General features: G+C 62.4%; 16 protein-coding genes. 9 read left to right on the forward strand and 7 right to left on the reverse strand.

The window, feature by feature from the left end:
• Positions 1-103 precede the first annotated feature (103 nt).
• The 4 genes from ACZ92H_RS27140 to ACZ92H_RS27155 all read left to right on the forward strand — a co-directional run bounded on the left by ACZ92H_RS27140 (position 104) and on the right by ACZ92H_RS27155 (position 6,738).
• Positions 104-883: an ABC transporter ATP-binding protein gene (locus ACZ92H_RS27140; protein ID WP_465051707.1), complete on the forward strand. Its 780-nt coding sequence runs from the start codon at positions 104-106 to the stop codon at positions 881-883.
• A 4-nt stretch (positions 884-887) separates the two neighbouring features.
• Entirely contained in the window at positions 888-2,084 is a 1,197-nt protein-coding gene (locus ACZ92H_RS27145; RefSeq protein ID WP_465051708.1) for an ABC transporter permease, read from the forward strand.
• Between the two features lie 171 nt (positions 2,085-2,255).
• On the forward strand, positions 2,256-3,149 hold the full coding sequence (locus tag ACZ92H_RS27150; protein WP_092803767.1) for an ABC transporter ATP-binding protein: 894 nt from the start codon (positions 2,256-2,258) through the stop codon (positions 3,147-3,149).
• Between the two features lie 10 nt (positions 3,150-3,159).
• Positions 3,160-6,738 (forward strand): ABC transporter permease/M1 family aminopeptidase, encoded by a 3,579-nt coding sequence (locus tag ACZ92H_RS27155; protein WP_465051709.1) that lies wholly within the window; start codon positions 3,160-3,162, stop codon positions 6,736-6,738.
• 60 nt (positions 6,739-6,798) lie between these two features.
• On the opposite strand, the gene ACZ92H_RS27160 is transcribed toward ACZ92H_RS27155, so the two are convergent.
• The 4 genes from ACZ92H_RS27160 to ACZ92H_RS27175 form a co-directional block, all read right to left on the reverse strand.
• Complete coding sequence (locus ACZ92H_RS27160; protein WP_131376583.1) at positions 6,799-7,182, reverse strand: hypothetical protein; 384 nt, start codon at positions 7,180-7,182, stop codon at positions 6,799-6,801.
• A 178-nt stretch (positions 7,183-7,360) separates the two neighbouring features.
• The gene (locus ACZ92H_RS27165; RefSeq protein WP_465051711.1) at positions 7,361-8,824 is read right to left on the reverse strand and encodes a catalase; all 1,464 of its coding nucleotides are present in this window, start codon (positions 8,822-8,824) and stop codon (positions 7,361-7,363) included.
• 106 nt (positions 8,825-8,930) lie between these two features.
• On the reverse strand, positions 8,931-9,587 hold the full coding sequence (locus ACZ92H_RS27170) for a DsbA family protein (RefSeq protein WP_465051712.1): 657 nt from the start codon (positions 9,585-9,587) through the stop codon (positions 8,931-8,933).
• Between the two features lie 20 nt (positions 9,588-9,607).
• Positions 9,608-10,477, reverse strand: a complete 870-nt coding sequence (locus ACZ92H_RS27175) for an MBL fold metallo-hydrolase (protein WP_465051713.1) — start codon at positions 10,475-10,477, stop codon at positions 9,608-9,610.
• Between the two features lie 302 nt (positions 10,478-10,779).
• Between ACZ92H_RS27175 and ACZ92H_RS27180 the strand changes: the two genes are divergently transcribed.
• From ACZ92H_RS27180 to pcaC, 4 genes are all read left to right on the forward strand, one after another.
• The gene (locus ACZ92H_RS27180) at positions 10,780-12,231 is read left to right on the forward strand and encodes an alkaline phosphatase (protein ID WP_131376596.1); all 1,452 of its coding nucleotides are present in this window, start codon (positions 10,780-10,782) and stop codon (positions 12,229-12,231) included.
• A 29-nt stretch (positions 12,232-12,260) separates the two neighbouring features.
• Complete coding sequence (locus ACZ92H_RS27185; protein ID WP_131376599.1) at positions 12,261-13,661, forward strand: alkaline phosphatase; 1,401 nt, start codon at positions 12,261-12,263, stop codon at positions 13,659-13,661.
• 76 nt (positions 13,662-13,737) lie between these two features.
• On the forward strand, positions 13,738-14,466 hold the full coding sequence (locus ACZ92H_RS27190; protein ID WP_465051714.1) for a hypothetical protein: 729 nt from the start codon (positions 13,738-13,740) through the stop codon (positions 14,464-14,466).
• A 73-nt stretch (positions 14,467-14,539) separates the two neighbouring features.
• Positions 14,540-14,941, forward strand: a complete 402-nt coding sequence (pcaC, locus tag ACZ92H_RS27195; RefSeq protein ID WP_465051715.1) for a 4-carboxymuconolactone decarboxylase — start codon at positions 14,540-14,542, stop codon at positions 14,939-14,941.
• Between the two features lie 119 nt (positions 14,942-15,060).
• Here pcaC and ACZ92H_RS27200 read toward each other — a convergent pair whose 3' ends face one another.
• The 3 genes from ACZ92H_RS27200 to dprA form a co-directional block, all read right to left on the reverse strand.
• On the reverse strand, positions 15,061-17,730 hold the full coding sequence (locus ACZ92H_RS27200; RefSeq protein WP_465051716.1) for a DNA topoisomerase III: 2,670 nt from the start codon (positions 17,728-17,730) through the stop codon (positions 15,061-15,063).
• A 303-nt stretch (positions 17,731-18,033) separates the two neighbouring features.
• On the reverse strand, positions 18,034-18,498 hold the full coding sequence (locus ACZ92H_RS27205) for a Smg family protein (RefSeq protein WP_034749287.1): 465 nt from the start codon (positions 18,496-18,498) through the stop codon (positions 18,034-18,036).
• A 94-nt stretch (positions 18,499-18,592) separates the two neighbouring features.
• Complete coding sequence (gene dprA / locus ACZ92H_RS27210; protein WP_465051717.1) at positions 18,593-19,696, reverse strand: DNA-processing protein DprA; 1,104 nt, start codon at positions 19,694-19,696, stop codon at positions 18,593-18,595.
• A gap of 315 nt (positions 19,697-20,011) precedes the next feature.
• Between dprA and def the strand changes: the two genes are divergently transcribed.
• The gene (gene def, locus ACZ92H_RS27215; RefSeq protein ID WP_131376614.1) at positions 20,012-20,554 is read left to right on the forward strand and encodes a peptide deformylase; all 543 of its coding nucleotides are present in this window, start codon (positions 20,012-20,014) and stop codon (positions 20,552-20,554) included.
• Positions 20,555-20,704: the final 150 nt, after the last annotated feature.

A 20,704-nucleotide genomic window follows, 5' to 3' on the forward strand; every position in this document is an offset into this window, starting at 1 on the left:
ATGAAGATGCTGTTTTTTTCAATAGACCAAACGATATTTCCATCTTGCAAGTTACATTTTTTGCATGCTACTCTAGCTCCACCCTGTCGAATGGATGATGCACATGATTGAGGTCAAGCACCTTGCAAAACGTTTCCGCATGCCACCCCACAAGGGCAAGGGCGCGCGCGTCAGCGATCCACGCGAACATGACGGCTGGTTCCACGCCGTGCGCGACGTCAGTTTCAGCTGCGCCCCCGGCGAAGTACTGGGCCTGCTGGGGCCGAATGGCGCCGGCAAGACGACCACCCTGCGCCTGCTGTCGACGGCCTTGCAGGCGGACGCGGGCAGCGCCCTCGTGAATGGCGTCGATGTGCTGCAGCAACCGCTGGTGGCGCGCCAGAGCATCGGCTTCCTGTCCGGCTCGACGGGCCTGTATGGCCGCCTGACGGCGCGCGAAAACGTGGAATATTTTGGCCGCCTGCACGGCATGCCCGCCGACAGGCTGAAACGCCGCTGCGACGAACTGTTTTCCCTGCTGCACATGGAGGAATACGGCGGAAAGCGGGCCGATCAGTTGTCGACGGGCATGAAACAGAAGTGCGCCATCGCCCGCACCGTCGTGCACGAGCCGCAAGTGGTGATCCTCGACGAACCGACGACGGGCCTCGACGTGATGTCGGCGAAGATCCTGCTCGACTTCATCGCCAGCTACAAGGCGCTGCGCGTGCCGCTGATCTTTTCCACGCACCACCTGCACGAGGTGGAGAAACTGTGCGACCGGGTCTGCATCATCAACCGCGGCACCACCGCCTTCAACGGCAGCATCGGCGAACTGCGCCAGCTGGGCGGCAGCGCCGACTTGTACGACGCCTTCGTCAGCGTCATCAACCAGGGAGCCTGACGCCATGTGGACCATTTACCTGAAAGAATTGCTGGAACTCACGCGCGACCGCAAGACGCTGATCTTTACCATCCTGATCCCGATCTTTGCCATGCCGCTGATCTTTGGCGGTTTCGCCTATGTTTCAAACAATATGTTCAAGAACGCCAAGACGGCGGAAATGCGCTACGCCCTGTTCGGCAAGGACCATTCGCCGGGCTTGAGCGCGCGTATTGCACAGCAGCACAACTTGCGCGAAGTGCCGCTGGCCAGCGAAACGGAGATCCGCCGCGCCATCGGCGACGACACCATCAAGTTCGCCCTGGTGATTCCGCCGCATTTTGAAGAGTCGCTGCAACAGCAGCAGCAAGCCAAGGTGACCCTGCACTACAACAGCGCCAGCACGGTCGACGTGACCCAGCAAAGGGTGCGCGAGATCGTCGATGGCTACAATGCCGGCCTGCGCGAAGGCGCGTTGTCGACCTTGAACCTGATTCCGGCCCAGCTGGCCTTTGCCCTCAATCCCATCGTGCTCGACAAGAAATCGACGGCGAACGAGCGCGAACAGATGGGCGCCATCATCGGCGGCATGCTGCCCTATTTGCTGCTGATGGTGTGCCTGACGGCCGCCATGTACCCGGCCATCGACCTGGGCGCGGGCGAAAAGGAGCGGGGCACCCTGGAAACCCTGTTGCTGGCGCCCGTGCCGCGCAGCGCCATCGTGCTGGCCAAGTTCCTCGTGCTGTTTACCGTCGGCATGACCTCGGCCGTGCTGATGGTGGGCAGCATGGGCGCCCTGCTGGCCATCTTTGGCAGTTCGCTGGAAGGCAACATGGCCGTCATGGTGCGCAGCATCGGCTTGCCCGACCTGGCCATGGTGACCCTGATGCTGGTGCCGACGGCGGCCATTTTCGCCTCGCTGCTGCTGTCGATCTCGATCTATGCCAAAAGCTACAAGGAAGCGGCCGGCATGATCACGCCGCTGATGCTGTTCGTCATCCTGCCCACGGTGGCGGCCATGCTGCCCGGCGTCGAGCTGAACTGGATCTGGGCCATGGTACCGCTGACCAACGTATCGCTGGCCATGAAGGAACTGGTCAAAGGCACCATGGATTACCGCATGTTCGGCGTGATCCTGGCCTCGACCACCGTCATCGCCGGCGCCCTGCTGATGCTGTGCCGCTGGTGGTTCAGCCGCGAATCGGTACTGTTTCGCAATTAGGCACGCCCCGCCACGCGCGGCGGGGTGCCATCCACCCCGCCCATCTGCACTCTGGACACATGAAAATGCCGTGTATCGCATCCAACTGCCCAGTACGTCTTAAATTCAATACAATGCCAGCATAGATAAGCTCCGCAACATGGGGCGGCAACAGCATGAGCAAGGAGTTGTATGGAATTGCAGATCCGCAAATTGTCGAAGACCTACGCGAATGGCGTGGTGGCGCTGGACAACGTTTCGCTGACGATACCGCCAGGCATGTTTGGCCTGCTGGGGCCGAATGGCGCCGGCAAGTCGACCCTGATGCGCACCCTGGCCACCTTGCAGGAATGCGATTCCGGCTCCGTTTTCTTTGGCGACTACGATGTGCTCGACGACAAGGACGAGGTGCGCCGCATGCTGGGCTACCTGCCGCAAGACTTCGGCCTGTACCCGAAAGTGACGGCATATGAATTGCTCGACCACTTCGCCACCTTGAAGGGCCTGTCGCAGCGCGCGCGCCGGCGCGAGGTGGTGGAAGGCCTGCTGCAGCAAACCAATCTGTTCGACGTGCGCCACCAGCGCCTGGGCGGCTTTTCCGGCGGCATGCGCCAGCGCTTCGGCATTGCCCAGGCCTTGCTGGGCGACCCGAAACTGATCATCGTCGACGAACCGACGGCCGGCCTCGATCCGCAGGAGCGCGTGCGCTTCCATAATTTACTGTCCGATATCGGCGAAGACAAGACGGTCATCCTGTCGACCCACATCGTTTCCGACGTGGCCGACTTGTGCGCCAACATGGCCATCATCAACAAGGGCCATTTGCTGCTGTGCGGCAAAACGCAGGAACTCATCGACGAAGTCAGCTGCAAGATCTGGGCGCGTTTCGTCGAGAAAAAGGAGCTGGCCAGCTTCCAGCAGCGCCACGCCGTCATTTCCACGCGCCTGCTGTCGGGCCGCACCCTGATCCACGTGTACAGCGACGACGACCCGGGCGATGGCTTCGAGGAAGCCATCGGCGACCTGGAAGACCTGTACTTCGCCACCATTGCCGGGCGTCACCACGTCGCCCCGCAGTGCGACTGAGGGGGCGGCCATGTTTGCCATCGCCCGCTTTGAAGCGCGGCAGCGGCTCAAGCTGCTGTCCACCTGGGTGTATTTCGCCATGTTCCTGGCCCTGGCCATGCTGTGGATGGCCGCCGCCGGCGGCGTCTTCAAGGAAGCGAGCATCAGCTTCGGCGGCAAGTTCCTGATCAACGCCCCCCGTTCGCTGGCCTTCACGTGCAGCGTGCTCGGCTGTTTTGGCGCCGTGGTGGTGGCCGCCATGATGGGCCGCTCGGTGCAGCAGAATTTCGAATACGGCATGCAGCACTTCTTCTTCAGCGCGCCCATCCGGAAATACCAGTATGTCTTCGGCCGCTTCCTGGGCGCCTATCTGGTGCTGGCGGTGGTGTTTTCCAGCATCGTTCTGGGCGCCTGGCTGGGCGCCTGGCTGCCCGGCATCGATCCCGAACGGCTGGGACCGCAGCGCGTGCTGGCCTACCTGATGCCGTATGTGTTTACCCTGCTGCCGAACCTTTTCATCTTCGGCGCCATCTTCTTCGTCATCGCCGCCCTGACGCGGCGCATGCTGCCCGTGTACATCAGCTCGGTTGTAATGCTGATCGGCTACTTGGTGGCGCCGTCGCTGGCGCGCGACCTCGACTACAAGACCCTGGCCGCCCTGATCGATCCCTTCGGCACCACGGCACTGATACGTCTGACGGAATACTGGCCGAATGCCGAACGCAACACCCGCCTGGTGACGCTGGAAGGCGTGTATCTGCTGAACCGCGCCATCTGGTCCGGCTTTGCGCTCGTGGCATTGCTGCTGGGCTACTGGCGCTTCCACTTCCACGCCACAACGGACGCGGGCGCCGCCAAGCGCCGCAGCGACGGCGACGTGCCGCTGCGCCTGTCAAATGCCTCGCTGGACACGCAGGAAACGCCGGACTTCGCGCAGCGCAGCCTGTTCGCCCTGCTCGTCCAGATGAGCTGGCTGAATCTGCGCGAAACCATCAAGAACATTTACTTTGTCGTCATCGTGCTGGCCGGCGTGCTGACCATGTATGCGGGCGCGCTCGACATGGGTTCCATGTACGGCACGAATACCTATCCGGTAACGGAAAAGGTGCTGGAGCTGGTCAGCGCCTCGTTCGCCCTGTTCATGCTGATCATTACCACCTTTTATGCGGGCGAGCTGGTGTGGCGGGAGCGCGAAACGGGCACGCATCTGATGCTCGACGCCCTGCCTGTGCCGAACTGGCTGCCCCTGCTGTCGAAACTGTTTGCGCTGATCGGCCTGCAAGCTTTGCTGAGTTTCATCATCATGCTGTGCGGCATGTCGATTCAAATCTTCAAGGGCTATTACCGCCTCGATCCGGGCCTGTACCTGGAATCGCTGTTCCTGTCGCACCTGCCGTACTACGCGCTGATCGCCGTGCTGGCCATCTTCCTGCAGGTGCTGATCAACCACAAATACCTGGCGTATTTCGCCATGATTTTGTACCACATCGCCAGCCTCAGCTTTGCCTCCCTGGGCCTGGGCGACCCGCTGCTGCTGTACGCCAGCACGCCGGACTTCGTGTATTCGGCCATGAATGGCGGCGGCCACTATGTATTGCGCGATCGCTGGTACTTGCTGTACTGGAGCGGCGCGGCCGTCATGCTGACGGTGCTGTCGCTGCTGTTCTGGCCGCGCGGTGCGCAGGACAGCTGGCGTATCCGCCTGCGCCTGGCGCGCCATGGCCTGACGCAGGGCGTGCTGGCCAGCTTCGGCATCGGCTTGCTGGTATTCGTCGGCGCCGGCGGCGTGCTGTTCTACACCTTCCACGTGGCCAACGACTACCAATCCGAATTCGCCCGCGATGCGGACCGCGCCAGCTTCGAGCGCCAGTACCGCAAGTTCGCCGCCACGCCGCAACCGCGCGTGACGGACGTGAAACTCGACGTCGCCATCTACCCGGCGCAGCGCACCCTGGCCGTGAAAGGCCGCTATGAGCTGCAGAACAAGACGAATTTGCCCATCAGCCAGATCCTGGTGCAGCAGGATCCGACCGCCACCATGCGCCTGCGTTTTGACGCGCGCGTGCATCCTGGCCTCGATGACGGCAAACTGGGCTTTTATACATATCGCCTGGCCACGCCGCTGGCGCCGGGCGCCACCCTGGGCCTCGATTTCGACATTTCCTACTCGCCGCGCGGCATCTTCGGCCTGGGCCAGGATACGCCCGTGGTGGCCAACGGCACCTTCTTCACGAATGCCGTGCTGCCGCATATCGGCTACCAGCCGCAGCTGGAGCTGACGGACCCGCGCGACCGCAAGAAACACGGCTTGCCGCCACGCGCACGCGCCCTGGCGCGCGACGACGCACGGGGGCTGGCCGACAATTACGTCAGCAACGACGCCGACCGCATCCGTTTTGACGCCACCGTCAGCACCGTCGACGGCCAGACGGCCATCGCGCCTGGCATGCTGGACAACGACTGGATCGCCAATGGCCGGCATTATTTCCATTACACGATGGAGCAGCCGATCCTGAATTTCTATGCGTTCCAGTCGGCCCGCTACGCCGTCAAGCATGAGCGCTGGCAAGACGTGTCCATCGACGTGTATTACCATCCGGGCCACGAATTCAACCTCGACCGTTTCGTGCGCGGCAGCAAGGAAGCGCTCGAGTACTACACGAAAAACTTCGGCCCCTACCAGCACAAGATCCTGCGCATCGTCGAATTCCCCCGTTACGCCACGTTTGCGCAAGCGTTCCCGAACACCATCCCGTATTCGGAAGGGCTGGGCTTCATCGCCAGGGTCGACGACAAGAATCCGAAGGATCTCGATTACCCGTTCTACGTCACGGCGCATGAAGTGGCGCACCAGTGGTGGGCGCATCAACTGGTCGGCGGCAATACGCGGGGGGCCACCGTGCTCAGCGAAACCCTGGCCGAGTATTCTGCGCTGATGGTGATGAAGAAAACCGTGGGGCCGGCCAAGATGCGCCGCTTCCTGCGCTATGACCTGAACCAGTACCTGATGGGGCGCAGCGATGAGCGCCGGCAGGAACTGCCGCTGGCCGACAATGAAAACCAGGGGTATATCCACTACAACAAGGGCAGCCTGGCCATGTACTTGCTGCAGGACATCATCGGCGAAGACAAGGTCAACGGCGTGCTGCGCGACTTGCTCAAGACCTACGGCCAGAAGGGCCCGCCATATGCCAGCGTGACGGCCCTGATCAACGGCTTGCGCCAGGTCACGCCGCCCGAACAGGCTTACCTGATCGATGATCTGTTCGAGAAAATCGTGCTGTTCGACAACCGTGCCCTGTCCGCCACGGCGACAAAACGCGGCGATGGCAAATATGCCGTCACCGTGAAGGTGCAGGCAAGCAAGCTGACGGCCGGTGCGCAGGGAGAAGAGCGCGACGCGCCCCTGCACGACCTGATCGAGATCGGCGTCGACGACGCGAATGGCCACCCGCTGCTGCGCGAACGCCAGCGCATGACGGCGCGTGAAGCCAGCTATACGGTAATCGTCAGTGGCCGGCCGGCCAAGGCCGGCATCGATCCCGACAACAAACTGATCGACCGCAAGCCGGATGACAACATGGTCACCGTGGAGATCGACGAGCCATAAAAAGAAATGGCCGCCCGGGGATATGCCGGGCGGCCATTCCTATGTCACAGCATGCAGATCTCAGGCTGCCGCGGGCCGGGTCACCAAGCTCAGGCTGATGCCCATCTCCGTCAGATGCTGCATGTCAGCCAGGGACAGGTCCAGCGGTGCGTCGACCGTGTCGTCGCCATTCAACTCCAGCTGCAATTCGGCCACGATGCGCGGCATGGTGAACGTCACGCCGCGCGAACGGCATTCGGCCAGGTAGCTGCGCACGCGCGACGGCAGGACTTGCGACTTGGACGCTTGCGCGATCAGCACTTCAAAGCCCGAATCGAGATACACGCGGCCCGCTCCCTTCGGCTCGCCCTTGCGCCATTCGCGCTCCGGATCGGTGGGCAAGACTTCCAGGATGGATTTGAGCGTGGGGTCGTCCCCATGCACCGACAGCTTCGCCATGTTCATATTGCAAGACTTTCTAGTCAGGACGCTGCCAGGAAGGCGGCGCGGTCATCAGACTGACAAGTCTACGCATGGAAGGTAAATATGTCCACAAGGCAATATTTGATATCAAGCTATATCAAGCTCTGATTTGTGCTGCATCAAACAGGCGGAACACGCTAGCTCCGCCTGCAACAGACAATTACAGGGCCACGCCACGCGCCGTCAACGCCGCCCGCACGCCGGCGCCGTAGGCCGGGTCCGCCTGGTCGAAATGCCCCAGCTGACGCTGCAGGGTTTCCGGACGCACCTGGCTCAATGGTCCCGCCAGGTTGTCAAACAGGTTCTGCTTGCCTTGCGCCGTCAGCAAGCGGAACAGGTTGCCGGCCTGCGTGTAATCGTCTTCCGTGCCGCGGCCATCGTAGCGCGCCGCGCCGCCGTCCAGCGCCAGCGCCGGTTCGCCGTTGCCCAGCCCTTGCGGCGCGCTGCCTGCCGCCGCCACGTTGGCATAGTTGCGCGCCGCGCCGCCATTGTTGATCGCCATCGCGCCATCGCGCTGCTGGTTATGGAAGGGACAGCGGGCCGCATTCACGGGCAGATGCTGGTGATTCGTGCCGACCCGGTACAGCTGGGCATCGTGGTAGGCGAACAAGCGGCCTTGCAGCATCTTGTCCGGCGAGTAGCCCATGCCCGGCACGGCGTTGCCCGGCGAAAAGGCGGCCTGCTCGACTTCCGCGTGGTAATTCTCCGGGTTGCGGTTCAGCTCGAAAATACCGACCGGCAGCAGCGGGAAGTCCGCATGTGGCCAGACCTTCGTCAAGTCGAACGGGTTCCAGCCCGTGCGCTGCTCCCATGCATCCAGCTGCTCCTGCGTTGCCACCTGCAGCTTGACGTCCCACTGGGGGAACTCGCCCCGTTCGATGGCGCCGAACAGGTCGCGCTGGGCGTAATCGGGGTCGGCACCGGCCATGCGGCCCGCTTCCGCGGCAGACAGGTTCTTGATGCCCTGGCGCGTCTTGAAGTGCCATTTTACGTACACGCGCTGGCCATCGGCATTGATCAGGCTATACGTGTGGCTGCCGAAGCCATCCATGTGGCGGTAGCCATCCGGCGTGCCGCGGTCCGAGAACAGCATGGTGACCTGGTGCAGGCTTTCCGGCGCATGGCTCCAGAAGTCGAACATCATTTCCGCCGATTTCAGGTTGCTCTGCGGATCGCGCTTTTGCGTGTGGATGAAATCGGGGAACTTGATCGGGTCCTTGATGAAGAACATGGGCGTGTTGTTGCCAACCAGGTCCCAGTTGCCCTCTTCCGTATAGAAGCGCAGGGCGAAACCGCGGGGATCGCGTTCCGTGTCAGCACTGCCGCGTTCGCCACCGACGGTGGAAAAGCGGGCGAAGGTCGCCGTCTGCTTGCCCACTTCGGCAAACAATCTGGCCTTGGTGTAGCGCGAGATATCGTGCGTGACGGTAAAGGTGCCGTAGGCGCCCGAACCCTTGGCGTGCACGACGCGCTCGGGGATGCGCTCGCGGTTGAAATGCTGGAGCTTTTCGATCAGGTGGAAGTCTTGCAGCAGCAACGGGCCACGGGGGCCGGCGCTGATGGAATTCTGGTTGTCGGCGACGGGTATGCCCGACGCGGTGCTGAATGGCGGCTGTTGGCTCATGGCTGCTTTTCCTTCGTTGTTGACTGATGCAAACAGTGTAACGAGCGCAACAACAAAGGAAAAGCTAATTGATTTTATCGATTCGATAGATATTTACAATATAGCTTTACAAGGCACAGCCACCAGCGCCACAAAGGCTGCCCAGCCTGGCTTGCAGTCTGGCGGGCTGGCCCAGGAATTCGCCGATGTCGATGACGGACAAGGTGCCCGCGCCATCGTCGAGCACGAACGTGGGAAAGCCCTGCCCGCCCACCCGCGCCAGCAGGGCGCGGCTGGCGGCGATGTGCTGCTGCGTGGCCGCGCCCGCCTGCTGCGCATACGCGGCCTCGAAGGCGGCAGCATCCATGCCCAGTTGCCGCGCCAGCTCCGCCAGCACGGGCAGGTCGGCGATGCGCAAGCCTTCCACGTAATGGGCGCGCTGCAAGCGGTGCAGCATGTCCAGGCCTCTGCCCGCCAGCGTCTCTGCCGCCAGGATGGCCGTGATCGGCGGCCCGGAATCCATGATGGCCGTGGTGTCGTTGAGCAAGCCGTTCAGGTAGGCATCGCCAAACGGCTGGCCGGACAATTGCTCGATGCGCTGGTCATGCGGCAGCACATAGCCGCGCCAGGCGGGCGTGATCTGGCGGCGATTGCTGCCCGTCATCATGCCGCCGCCGTGGAAGGCCACGTGCAGGCCAGGCACGGCGCGGGCCGCCTCGACCAGCGGCGCGGCGCCATAGCACCAGCCGCACAGGGGATCGAAAATGTAGCGCAAGGTGGCCATGGCGTGCTCCTGCTTGCCGCTTACCATTGCATTTCACCCTTGGCCACTTTGGCGCTCGTTTCCAGGGCGCCGTCGAGGCCCAGTGCCGGGTAGTGCTGCTTCATCGCTTCGATCAGGGCGGCGGAGTTGGCCGCCTTTGCCGTTTCCGCCTCGAACGTCACCAGATAGTCGCGCGTAAAGCCGATGCTGTCCGGCGTCAGGGGTGACCCCACCTTGAAGTGGCCTGGCACGACGGTGACGGGTTTCAGGGCGGCGATGCCGTCCAGGGTCTTGAGCCAGTCCTGGCGCGATTGCACGCTCTGCGTGTCGGCCGTCCACACGTGCAAGTTACTGAACAGCACCACGCCGCCCACCACCGCCTTGAGCGACGGAATCCACACATAGGTGCGCGATGGCGTCGGGCCCGAGATGGTCAGCGACTGGCCTTCCAGGGTGATGCGCTTGCCCTTCAGGGCTTGTGGAATGACGATGCTTTTTGGCGCATTGTCTTTCAGGATCGGGCCCCAGTACGCCACCTTGGCGTCCGCCTTGCGGCGGATTTCCGCCACCGTCTCTGGCGTGGCGACAATCTTGGCATGCGGGAAAGCCGCCTTGATCACGTCGAGGCCGAAATAAAAATCCGGGTCGCTGTGGCTGATGTACACCGTCGTCAGTTTCTTGCCGCTGGCGCGGATCTTTTCCACCAGCTGTTGCGCTTCGGCGCGCGAGAATTGCGCGTCGATCAGCACGGCATCGTGCTGGCCCGCCACCAGCACGGAAGCGACGGGGAAGATGGCTGCCTCGCCCGGATTGAATACCTCCAGGGTCAAGGGAGCGGCAGCGGCGGCCGAAGCGGCAGCGGCGGCAAACAGGGTGGCAACGAGAACGCGGGGAATGGATGGGGAGAACATGGTGCGCCTTCACAAAGAATGGGGATGCAGGCATCTTACGTTGCTCAATCCGGTAGAAAAACCGGATATTCCGCAATAGTTTGTTGCTTATTTCGGCGTAATCAGCGTGCCATCCACCGATGTCGAACACGGCCAGGCAGGCTGCCTTGCACGCAACAGTGTATTTTTCCACCGGATACGTACGCTAAAGCCACAGGCACGGCGATGGCATAGCAGCGTCGCATAACATGACACATCGTCATGAGGGTGTCACATTGGATTGCTATCTTGCCAGCTCTTTCAAACCTAGCCGGATGAACCACATGACACGCAGAAAAATTTCCGTCGCTGGCTGCAGCGTCGCTATCACCCTGATGCTGGCTGCCTGCGGCAGCGACAGCAAAAAAGACGACGTGGTGGCGGAAGCCCCACCGAAAAACGTCATCTTCTTCCTCGGCGATGGCATGGGCCTGACCACCATGACGGCCGCGCGCATCTATTCGGTAGGCGAAGAGGGTGCGCTGACCATGGACACCCTGCCGGAAACGGCCTTCGTCAAGACCTTCTCGAACGATGCGCAGGTGACCGACAGCGCACCGTCGATGGCCGCCTACATGACCGGCGTGAAGATGAACAATGAAGTCATTTCCATGTCGGCCAACACGGTCGCCATCGATCCGGGCACGGACGCGAACAACAACAAGCTGGTCAACAAATGCGGCACCGGCAACGGCACGCCCGCCACCACTCTGCTGGAACTGGCCAAGGCCAAGGGCTTCGCCGCTGGCGTCGTCAGCACGGCGCGCGTGACGCACGCCACGCCGGCGGCCACCTACTCGCACATCTGCCACCGCGACCTGGAAAACGATATCGCCGCAGCCCTGGTACCGGGCGGCACCGGCTACAACAGCGCCCTGGGCACCACCGGCCTGGAAGTGGTCCTGGGCGGCGGCGCGCAATTCTTCACGCAATTCAAGGACGGCGGCAAGCGTTCCGACGGCCGCGACCTGATCGCCGAGCTGAAAGCCAAGAGCTACACCGTCGCCAACAACGCCACCGACTTCAAGGCCGTCGATCCTGCCAAGACGGACCGCCTGTTCGGCGTGTTCACGTCCAGCCACATGAGCTATGACCTGGACCGCGATGCGGCCAAGGAGCCTAGCCTGGCGGAAATGACCACCAAGGCCATGGACGTGCTGGCAAAAAACAAGAAGGGTTACTTCCTGATGGTCGAAGGCGGCCGCATCGACCATGCGCTGCATGAAACCACGGCCAAGAAAGCCTTGCAGGACACGGTCGCTTTCGACAACGCCATCAAGGCCGCCATCGACAAGGCCAAGCTCACCGACCCGACCCTGGCCAATACCCTGATCGTCGTCACGGCCGACCATGACCACACCCTGGTGCTGAACGGCTACGCCAAGCGCACGGGCAAGACGGCTGCCGGCAACGCGGGCGTGCTGGGCGTGGTGAAAAACTACGTCACCGGCGCGGTCGAAAAAGACCTGGACGGCGCACCATATTCGATCATCGGCTTCGGCAATGGCGAGAACCGCACGCAATCGAGCCGCGCCGCCATGGCCAGCCTCGACGAAACCGTCACCAGCGCCAACAGCTACCACCAGGAAGCCGTGATCCGCACCTCGGCCGGCAATGAAACCCACGGCGGCACCGACGTCTTCCTGGGCGCCATCGGCAAGGGTTCGGAAACCTTCCTGGGCACCATCGACAACACCAAAGTATTCGGCCTGGTCAAGACCGCCGGCGGTCTGTAATCACCAAGACATCAGAACTGGACAAGCACATGAAACTTGCATTGAAACTCTCCTTGTTGACCACGCTCGTGGCCGCCAGCGTTGCCAACGGCGCCTACGCCGCCGACGCCAAGAACGTCATCTTCTTCCTCGGCGACGGCATGGGCCCCTCCGTCGTGACGGCGGCGCGCATCTACCAGTACAAGGAAGACGGCAGCCTGACGATGGACACGCTGGAGCGCACGGCGCGCATCAAGACGTTCTCGAACGATGCGCAAACGACGGACAGCGCGCCCTCGATGGCCGCCTACATGACCGGCGTCAAGATGAACAATGAAGTCATCTCGATGGCGCAGGACACCATCGCCAAGGAACCCAGCCGCGATGCCAACGGCAACCTGGGCGTGGATAACTGCCCGGCCGGCGGCAAGACCGTGCCGACCATCCTGGAACTGGCGAAAGCCAAGGGCAAGGCCGTGGGCGCCATCACCACCACGGAACTGACGCACGCCACGCCGGCAACGACCTTCTCGCACATCTGCAACCGCAATGCGCAATACGCGATTGCCGCGCAAACGGTGCCGGGCGGCGCAGGCTACAACGCCGCCCTGGGCGACGGCGTCGATGTGCTGATGGGTGGCGGCCGCAACCACTTCACGCCATGGTCGGCCAGCAACAAATACGGCCGCGCCGATGGCCGCAACCTGCTGACGGAGTTTGCCGCCAAGGGCTACACCGTGGCCGCGACGAAAGCGGAAATGGCGGCGGCGCAGAGCGGCAAGAAGTTCATCGGTCTGTACAGCACCCGCAGCCACCTGGAATATGAACTGGACCGCACCGCTACGCCGCCACTGGGCGAAGGCGCGACCCAGCCTAGCCTGACGGACATGACGCTGAAAGCCATGGACTTGCTGTCGAAAAACACCAATGGCTACTTCCTGATGGTCGAAGGCGGCCGCATCGACCACGCCTTGCACGGCATTAACGCCAAACGCGCCCTGACGGATACCATCGCCTTCGACGACGCCATCAAGGCGGCCATCGCCAAGGTCAAGGAAACCGATCCGACGCTGGCCAACACCCTGATCGTCGTCACGGCCGACCATGACCACACCCTGGCGTTCAACGGCTACGGCAAGCGCGGCAATCCTATCCTCGACATCAACCGCGGCTACAAGGATAACCAGCCTAGCAAGGATGCCGATGGCAATACCTACACCACCCTGGTGTTTGGCAACGGCCCGAACCGTCCTGACCTGCGCACCAATATCGACAGCGCCACGGCCCTGAAAGATAACTACCTGCAAGAAACAGGCGTGCGCCTGGCCAGCGAAACCCACGGCGGCGGCGACGTCAAGCTGCTGGCCACGGGCGCCGGCGCCAAGGCCTTCAAGGGCACCCTGGACAACACCAAGGTGTTTGACCTGCTGAAAGCAGCCTTCGGCTTCTGATCTGCATCTACACGGTAACCCCTCCGGGGCGGATGGCACAGGCCCTCCGCCCCCTTTGCACAATAAAGGCAGCACCATGAAACCGACCCTGATCGCCATCCTTCTCGCCGCCGGCTTCGCTGGCACAGCCCAGGCCGCTCCCGCCGCACCTGCCGACCTGGACCTGGGCATCACCTATTACAGCCGCGTCCTGACGCCCGAAGGCGTGACGCGCGAAAGCCGCTACGAGGAAAAAATGCTGCGCCGGCCCGGCCACGTGTGGGTCGAACGGGTACTGGCGCCGGCCACCGACGCGCATGCCGGCCACAGCCATGGTGAGAACAGGAAAGTGGCGCTGAAAACCTCGACCGCGGCCACGCAGCATGAACACAAACACTTCAACCCCGTGCTGATTCCCCGCCACGTGATGCTGGAAAAGAACACGGTACGCGTGGAATACATCGATGCGCACGACAAGATCGTCGTCTCCATCCCGAAAGCGGAATACGAAAACGTCAATTTCGACGGCTCCTGGGAAAACAGTTTTTATCTGCTGGACCCGAAGCTGGTGGCCGCCATGCCGCTGAGCAAACAGGCGTCAAACGTGCCAGGCGCGCGCTGGCGCGAAGTGGAAAAGAATGGCGTGTTCCAGCGCATCCTGTGGGATGAGCAAAAGCAGATTCCCCTGCTCATCGAGAGCGGCGACCGCGCGAATACCTTCTACCGCCGGGTCGACGTCAAGCTGCAGCCGACCGTCAGCAAGGCGCAGCCGTGGGCCAAGCTGCAAAACTACGCGCAGCGCGAGTATTCCGATTACCTGGACTAAACACCCGGCCGCACTTGACCGCCTTGTGCCCGCTCGCTAGTATCTGGAGAGTATCTTCCACAGGGAGCGCGGCATGGATGAACAGTTCGAAAACGGTTTGCGCATGCGCAAACAAGTGATGGGCGACGCCTTTGTCGAGCGCGCCTTTGCCCAGGTCGACGCCTTCACGGCGCCGCTGCAGGAATTTGTCACGCGTAACGCCTGGGGCACGACCTGGTGCCGCGACGGCCTGGACCTGAAAACGCGCAGCCTGGCCACCATCGCCATGCTGACGGCCCTGGGCCGCGCCCAGGAGCTGCGCGGCCACGTGCGCGGCGCCGTCAACAATGGCGCCTCCATGCAGGAAATCCAGGAAGTGCTGCTGCACGCCGCCGTGTATTGCGGCATGCCGCTGGCCATCGACGCCTTCCGCTCGGCCCATGAAGTACTCAGGGAAATGGGGCTGGTGGAGCCAGCCGCAGCAGGTCCGGTCTGACCCGACGGGGGAATACGCTCCAATCGAGCGTATTCCGATCCGGAAGGGACTGACCTCAGCTGAAAAAAAAGCCAGGGAGCGATCCCTGGCTTTTTGACGCTGGCAGATGCCGCGGCCGCTTACTCCGCCGCTGCCGCTGCCTTCTTCGCCGGCGCCTTCTTGGCAGCCGGCTTTTTCACGGCAGCCGCTTTCTTCGCCGGCGCTTTCTTCACGGCCGCCGCTTTCTTGACGGCCGTTTTCTTCGCTGGCGCCGCGCCCTCTTCGCCTTCGGCCTCGGCGGCGGCTGCCTTCGTCTTGGCGCCCGGTTTGGCCTTGCGCTCTTCAAACTCGAAGCTCACCTTGCCATCCTTGCCGCGCACGAGGAAAGCCTTGAACGGGCGGCGGGTACGCTGCGATACGAAGCCTGGCAACAGGTCCGTCTTGCCATCGTTGAGCAGTTTTGCCATTTGTTCCGGCAAGATTTCCTGCTGCAAGATGATGCGGCCGCTGCGGAAGTCGCACGTCTTCGGCTTGGCCACGCTGTGCTCGCACACATAGGCCAGGCCCATTTCGTACACGCCGGCGTTGCACTTGGGGCAAGGTCCCACGGGCGTCTGGCCCGTGAAATCGACGCCTTCGCCATCTTCGCTCTCGTCGTTCTGGCCGAAATCGAATTCCAGCTTGAAGTTCTTGATTTCTTCATCGCGCACGATGCGCAGGATGGCGGCGAACGGACGGCCCATCTTCGAACGGAAGCCTTGCAGCGGACCGATGGTGCGGTCCTTCAGCAATTGTTCCACTTCGGCGATTTCGAACTGGCGCGAACCCGGTGTCTTGCTCATCGAGAATTCGCACTTGGTGCAGGCGAAACGGCGATAGTTTTCCTTCACCACGCCGCCGCAGTTCGGGCATGGCGTTTCCAGGGTCGCGTAGTCGCCCGGAATCGTGTCGTTATCGTATTCCTTGGCCCGCTTGACGATAATTTGCGTCATCTGCGCGATTTCGCGCATGAATTCTTCGCGCGAAATCTTGCCTTTTTCCATCTGCGACAGCTTGTATTCCCACTCGCCCGTCAGCTCCGGCGCCGTCAATTCATTGACGCCCAGGCCTTTGAGCAAAGTCATCAGCTGCGACGCTTTTGCCGTCGGAATCAGTTCGCGGCCTTCGCGGATCAGGTAGCGTTCCGTCAGCAAGCCCTCGATGGTGGCCGCGCGCGTCGCTGGCGTGCCCAGGCCCTTGCCGGCCATCGCATCGCGCAGCTCGTCGTCGTCGATCAGCTTGCCGGCGCCTTCCATGGCCGACAGCAAGGTCGCCTCCGTGAAGCGCGCGGGCGGTTTCGTCACCAGGCCGTTGGCACTGACGCTTTCCGTCTGCACTTTTTCGCCCTTGGCGACGGGCACCAGGTTGCCGTTGCCATTGCTTTCCTTGTCGGCGTCCGTCGACGCTTCCTTGCCGTAGATGGCCAGCCAGCCCGGATTGGTCATGACCTTGCCTTCAGTCTTGAACTGATGGCCGGACACTTCCGTGTAGCGCGTGGTGACCTGGAATTCCGCAGGCGGGAAGAACACGGCCATGAAGCGGCGCGTGACCAGGTCGTACAGCTTCTGTTCCGGCTCGGACAGGTTCTTCGGTGCGATCGTCGTCGGGATGATCGCGAAGTGATCCGAGATCTTCGTGTTGTCGAAGATGCGCTTGTTCGGCTTGACCCAGCCCTTGTCGATGATCTGCTTGGCGAACTGGTGGTAGTTGCTGTTGTCCTTCACCGTTTCCAGCGCCTGCAGCACGGTCGGCATGTAGTCTTCCGGCAGGTGGCGCGAATCGGTACGCGGGTAGGTCAATACCTTGTGTTTTTCATACAGGGCCTGGGCCAGGCCCAGGGTGTTCTTGGCGGAGAAGCCGAAACGCGAGTTCGCTTCGCGCTGCAGGCTGGTCAGGTCGAACAGGCCCGGCGCCATCGAGGTGGTCGGTTTCGATTCTTCCGTGACGGTGCCTTGGCGGCCACGGCAGGCGGTGGCGATCGAGTCGGCAGCGGCCTTGCTCCACAGGCGCTCGGCGCGCTTCTCGGGATCGTTCTCGTCCTTCTTGAACTTCGTGTCCAGCCAGCGGCCTTCATAGATGCCGGCAGCGCAGACGAATTCGGCGCGCACTTCCCAGAAGTCGCGCGGCACGAATTTCTTGATCTTGTCTTCGCGCTCGACCACGATGGACAGGGTCGGCGTCTGCACGCGGCCCACGGTGGTGAGGTAAAAACCGCCCTCTTTCGAGTTGAACGCCGTCATGGCACGCGTGCCATTGATGCCGATCAACCAATCGGCTTCCGAACGGCAGCGGGCCGCGTCGGCCAGCGGCAGCATTTCTTCGTCGCTGCGCAGGTGCGCGAAACCGTCGCGGATGGCGCCCGGCGTCATCGACTGCAGCCACAGGCGCTTGATCGGCTGCTTGGCCTTGGCGTTTTGCGCGATCAGGCGGAAAATCAGCTCGCCTTCTCGCCCCGCATCGCATGCATTGATGAGGGTGGAAACGTCTTTACGTTTGATCAGCTTGTTTAATACTTTGAGGCGCGCTTCCGTCTTCGGGATGGGATTGAGCGCGAAATACGGTGGAATCATCGGCAAGTGCGCGAAACTCCATTTGCCGCGCTTCACGTCGAATTCTTCCGGTACGGCGATCTCCAGCAAGTGGCCAACCGCCGACGACAGGACGTATTCATCCGATTCAAAGTACTCATCGTGCTTGGTAAAGCCGCCAAGCGTCTTCGCGATATCGTTCGCGACAGAAGGCTTCTCGGCGATGATGAGGGTTTTTGTCATATTTTTTAGTCTCGAAAAATGCTCTAGGATAGTTTCAGCATGCGCATCATACAGTGCATTGCCAGGCGCCGACGCTTTTGTCTGCGCAATGGCTTGTGACTTGTGGTCTTGTCAAGCGGCCAATGATAAGCGCCTATTGAAGAATTCAGCAAGTTATCTGCAAGCAAGAATGCGCAGGCGCAAACACAATTGTCAAGCGTGCGCGCCAAGGCTGCATTATTGATTGCATGGTAAAGGGGATGGCGCGGCAGCGGCGCCAGGGTCGGGCAAGCGGCTGCGGCGGCAGCCTATGACGATACTATATTAGTGCAACAGGCGTGGAGGCAAGTCTTCATCGTCGACGAACAGATCGTCGAACATCAGCGCATCGGGTTCCTTGCCCTGGCTCCACAGCAGCATCAGCACGATGACTTTCAGCTTGCCCAGCGAGACGGGCGCCTCGTCGAGCGCCAGCGCCCGTTCGATGACGATCTCGCGCTGCAGCGGCGACAGCACCTTGGCGCTTTCCAGGAACTGGATGAAGCCGATGGCGGCCGTGCCCAGCACGTCGCTTTCCTGCTGCACGTAAAAACGCGTGCCCGTGGAGCTGGCCGTCAGAGTTTGCTCGACGCCGGCCATGGCGTTCAAGTCCGTCAGCCAGACAAGCGCTTCGGAAATCTCCACGTCGTCGAAACCGACAGCCGACAGTTTGCGCGCCAGGACTGCCGGCTCGGGGCAGGCATCGGGGCGATAGTAAGTCTCGTAGAGGTACACCAGGATATCGAACATGGCTCTACTCTAGCAGCTAAGTTCGCTGGCGCACAAGGGTGTGCACCGACAAAGGGCGGCCGTGCGGCGTGGCCGCCACACAAGTGACAAGCTGTCATTTGCAGCGTTGAAACAGTCCTCCCGGCACGCGTTCCACCCGGCCCGCCAGTTCCAGCGCCAGCAATTCCCCCATCAGTTCTCCCATGGCCAGGCCGCTGCGCGCGGCCAGGGTATCGGCATCGACGGGATCGTGGCCCAGCGCGGCCAGCAGCGGCGTGTCGGCTTCCATTGCCAGTGGCGCGCCGGGAACGCCGCTCAGCCATTGCAGCTCCTGCAGCACGTCATCGGCCGACTCGACCAGCTTGGCGCCCTGCTTGATGAGCGCATGGCAGCCCTTCGCCAGGGTGGCATGGATGGAGCCGGGCAAGGCATACACGTCGCGCCCCTGCTCGCCGGCCAGGCGCGCCGTGATCAGGGAGCCCGACTGCGCGGCCGCCTCGATCACCAGCACGCCGCGCGCCAGGCCGCTGATCAGGCGGTTGCGCCTGGGGAAATTACCGGGCATGGCGGGCAGGCCCAGCGCATACTCGCTGACGATGCAGCCGTATTCGGCGATTCTTTGCGCCAGATCAAGGTTACGTCGTGGGTAGACAAGATCGGCGCCCGTGCCGATCACGGCCACCGTGCCGCCCACGCCGCGCAAGCCGCCTTCGTGGGCATGCGTGTCGATGCCCAGCGCCAGCCCGGAAATGATGGTCAGGCCCGCCGCGCTGAGCGCTTGCGCGAAGGCGGCCGCGTTCTGCATGCCTTGCGCGCTGGCATTGCGGCTGCCGATGATGGCCACGCCCGGGCGCGACAGCAGTTCGGCGCGGCCGCGCACATACAGCAACAGGGGCGGATCGGCAATTTCCAGCAGCAAGGGCGGATAGGCGGGGTCGGCCAGGGTCAGCACGGCATTGCCGGGGCGCTGCAGCCACTGCAGGGTCAGTGCCAGCTGGCTGTTGGCCAGCGCCCTGGGCGGCTGCGCGATGGCGCGCGCCACGCCGGCCGGCACCACCTCGCGCAAGGCCTCGAACGGCGCGGCAAAGATCTGCGGCGGCAAGCCGAAGCTGGCCAGCAGGGCGCGCGCCGCCGCCGGCCCCACGCCGGGCAGATGCTGCAGGCGCAGCCAGCCCGCCAGTTCCGCGGCCATGTCTGTCGCTGTTGTAATTGCATGCATGACAACCCCGCTGCGTGCCATATCACTCCCATGCTAGCGGCATGGCGCGCACGCGATGCCGACGCGCGCAAGAAAGCGTGCAGTGGCGGACAAAACGGCCCGCCATCCACAGCGCCATGGGCGTCTGTGATAAAATTTCCCTTTGGAGCAGACAAATCGACGCCCTGGCAAACGCATCTGCCGCGCCGTTGCACCACACGCACCATCGCGTACTCAACGCAATAACAGACAGCCCACACCGCCGTGCCATCGTCCGCATGGCGCAGGCATGAATAATCCGGCGCACCGGCGCCCACCTTAACCAGTCGAATTCGTATGTCCATATTAAATATCCTGCGCTACCCCGATCCACGCCTGCACACGGTGGCCAAGCCCGTCGCCGTCTTTGACGAGCGCCTGCAAACGCTGATCGACGACATGGCCGAAACCATGTACGACGCCCCTGGCGTCGGCCTGGCCGCGTCGCAAGTCGACGAGCACATCCAGATGATGGTGATCGACATCACGGAAGAAAAAAACCAGCTGCAAGTCTTCATCAACCCGGAAATCACCTGGGCCAGCGAAGAAAAGCAGGTTTACGACGAAGGCTGCCTGTCCGTGCCGGGCGTCTACGACGGCGTCGAGCGCCCGGCCCGCATCAAGGTGCGCGCCCTGGACCGCCATGGCAAACAGTTTGAACTGGAAGCCGACGGCTTGCTGGCCGTGTGCATCCAGCATGAGATGGATCATTTGCTGGGCAAGGTTTTCGTCGAATACCTGTCGCCGCTCAAGCGCAACCGCATCAAGACCAAGATGATCAAGGAAATCCGCGGCCTCGAACGCGAAGCGAGCTTGCGCGCACAGAATCGCCGCTTCTAAAAACACCTGACCAAACTTGCTGCGCGTCGCCACTTGCGGCCTGCGATGCCCACTGCCTGGGCAGCCCCGTGCAAGGCACGGTGCCGCCTCTCGGCCACAATTGGCTTCCGCTCGGCACGGTTTTGTACGGTGAAGGAGTTTTTGCAATAC

This window comes from Janthinobacterium foliorum, from assembly GCF_978021625.1.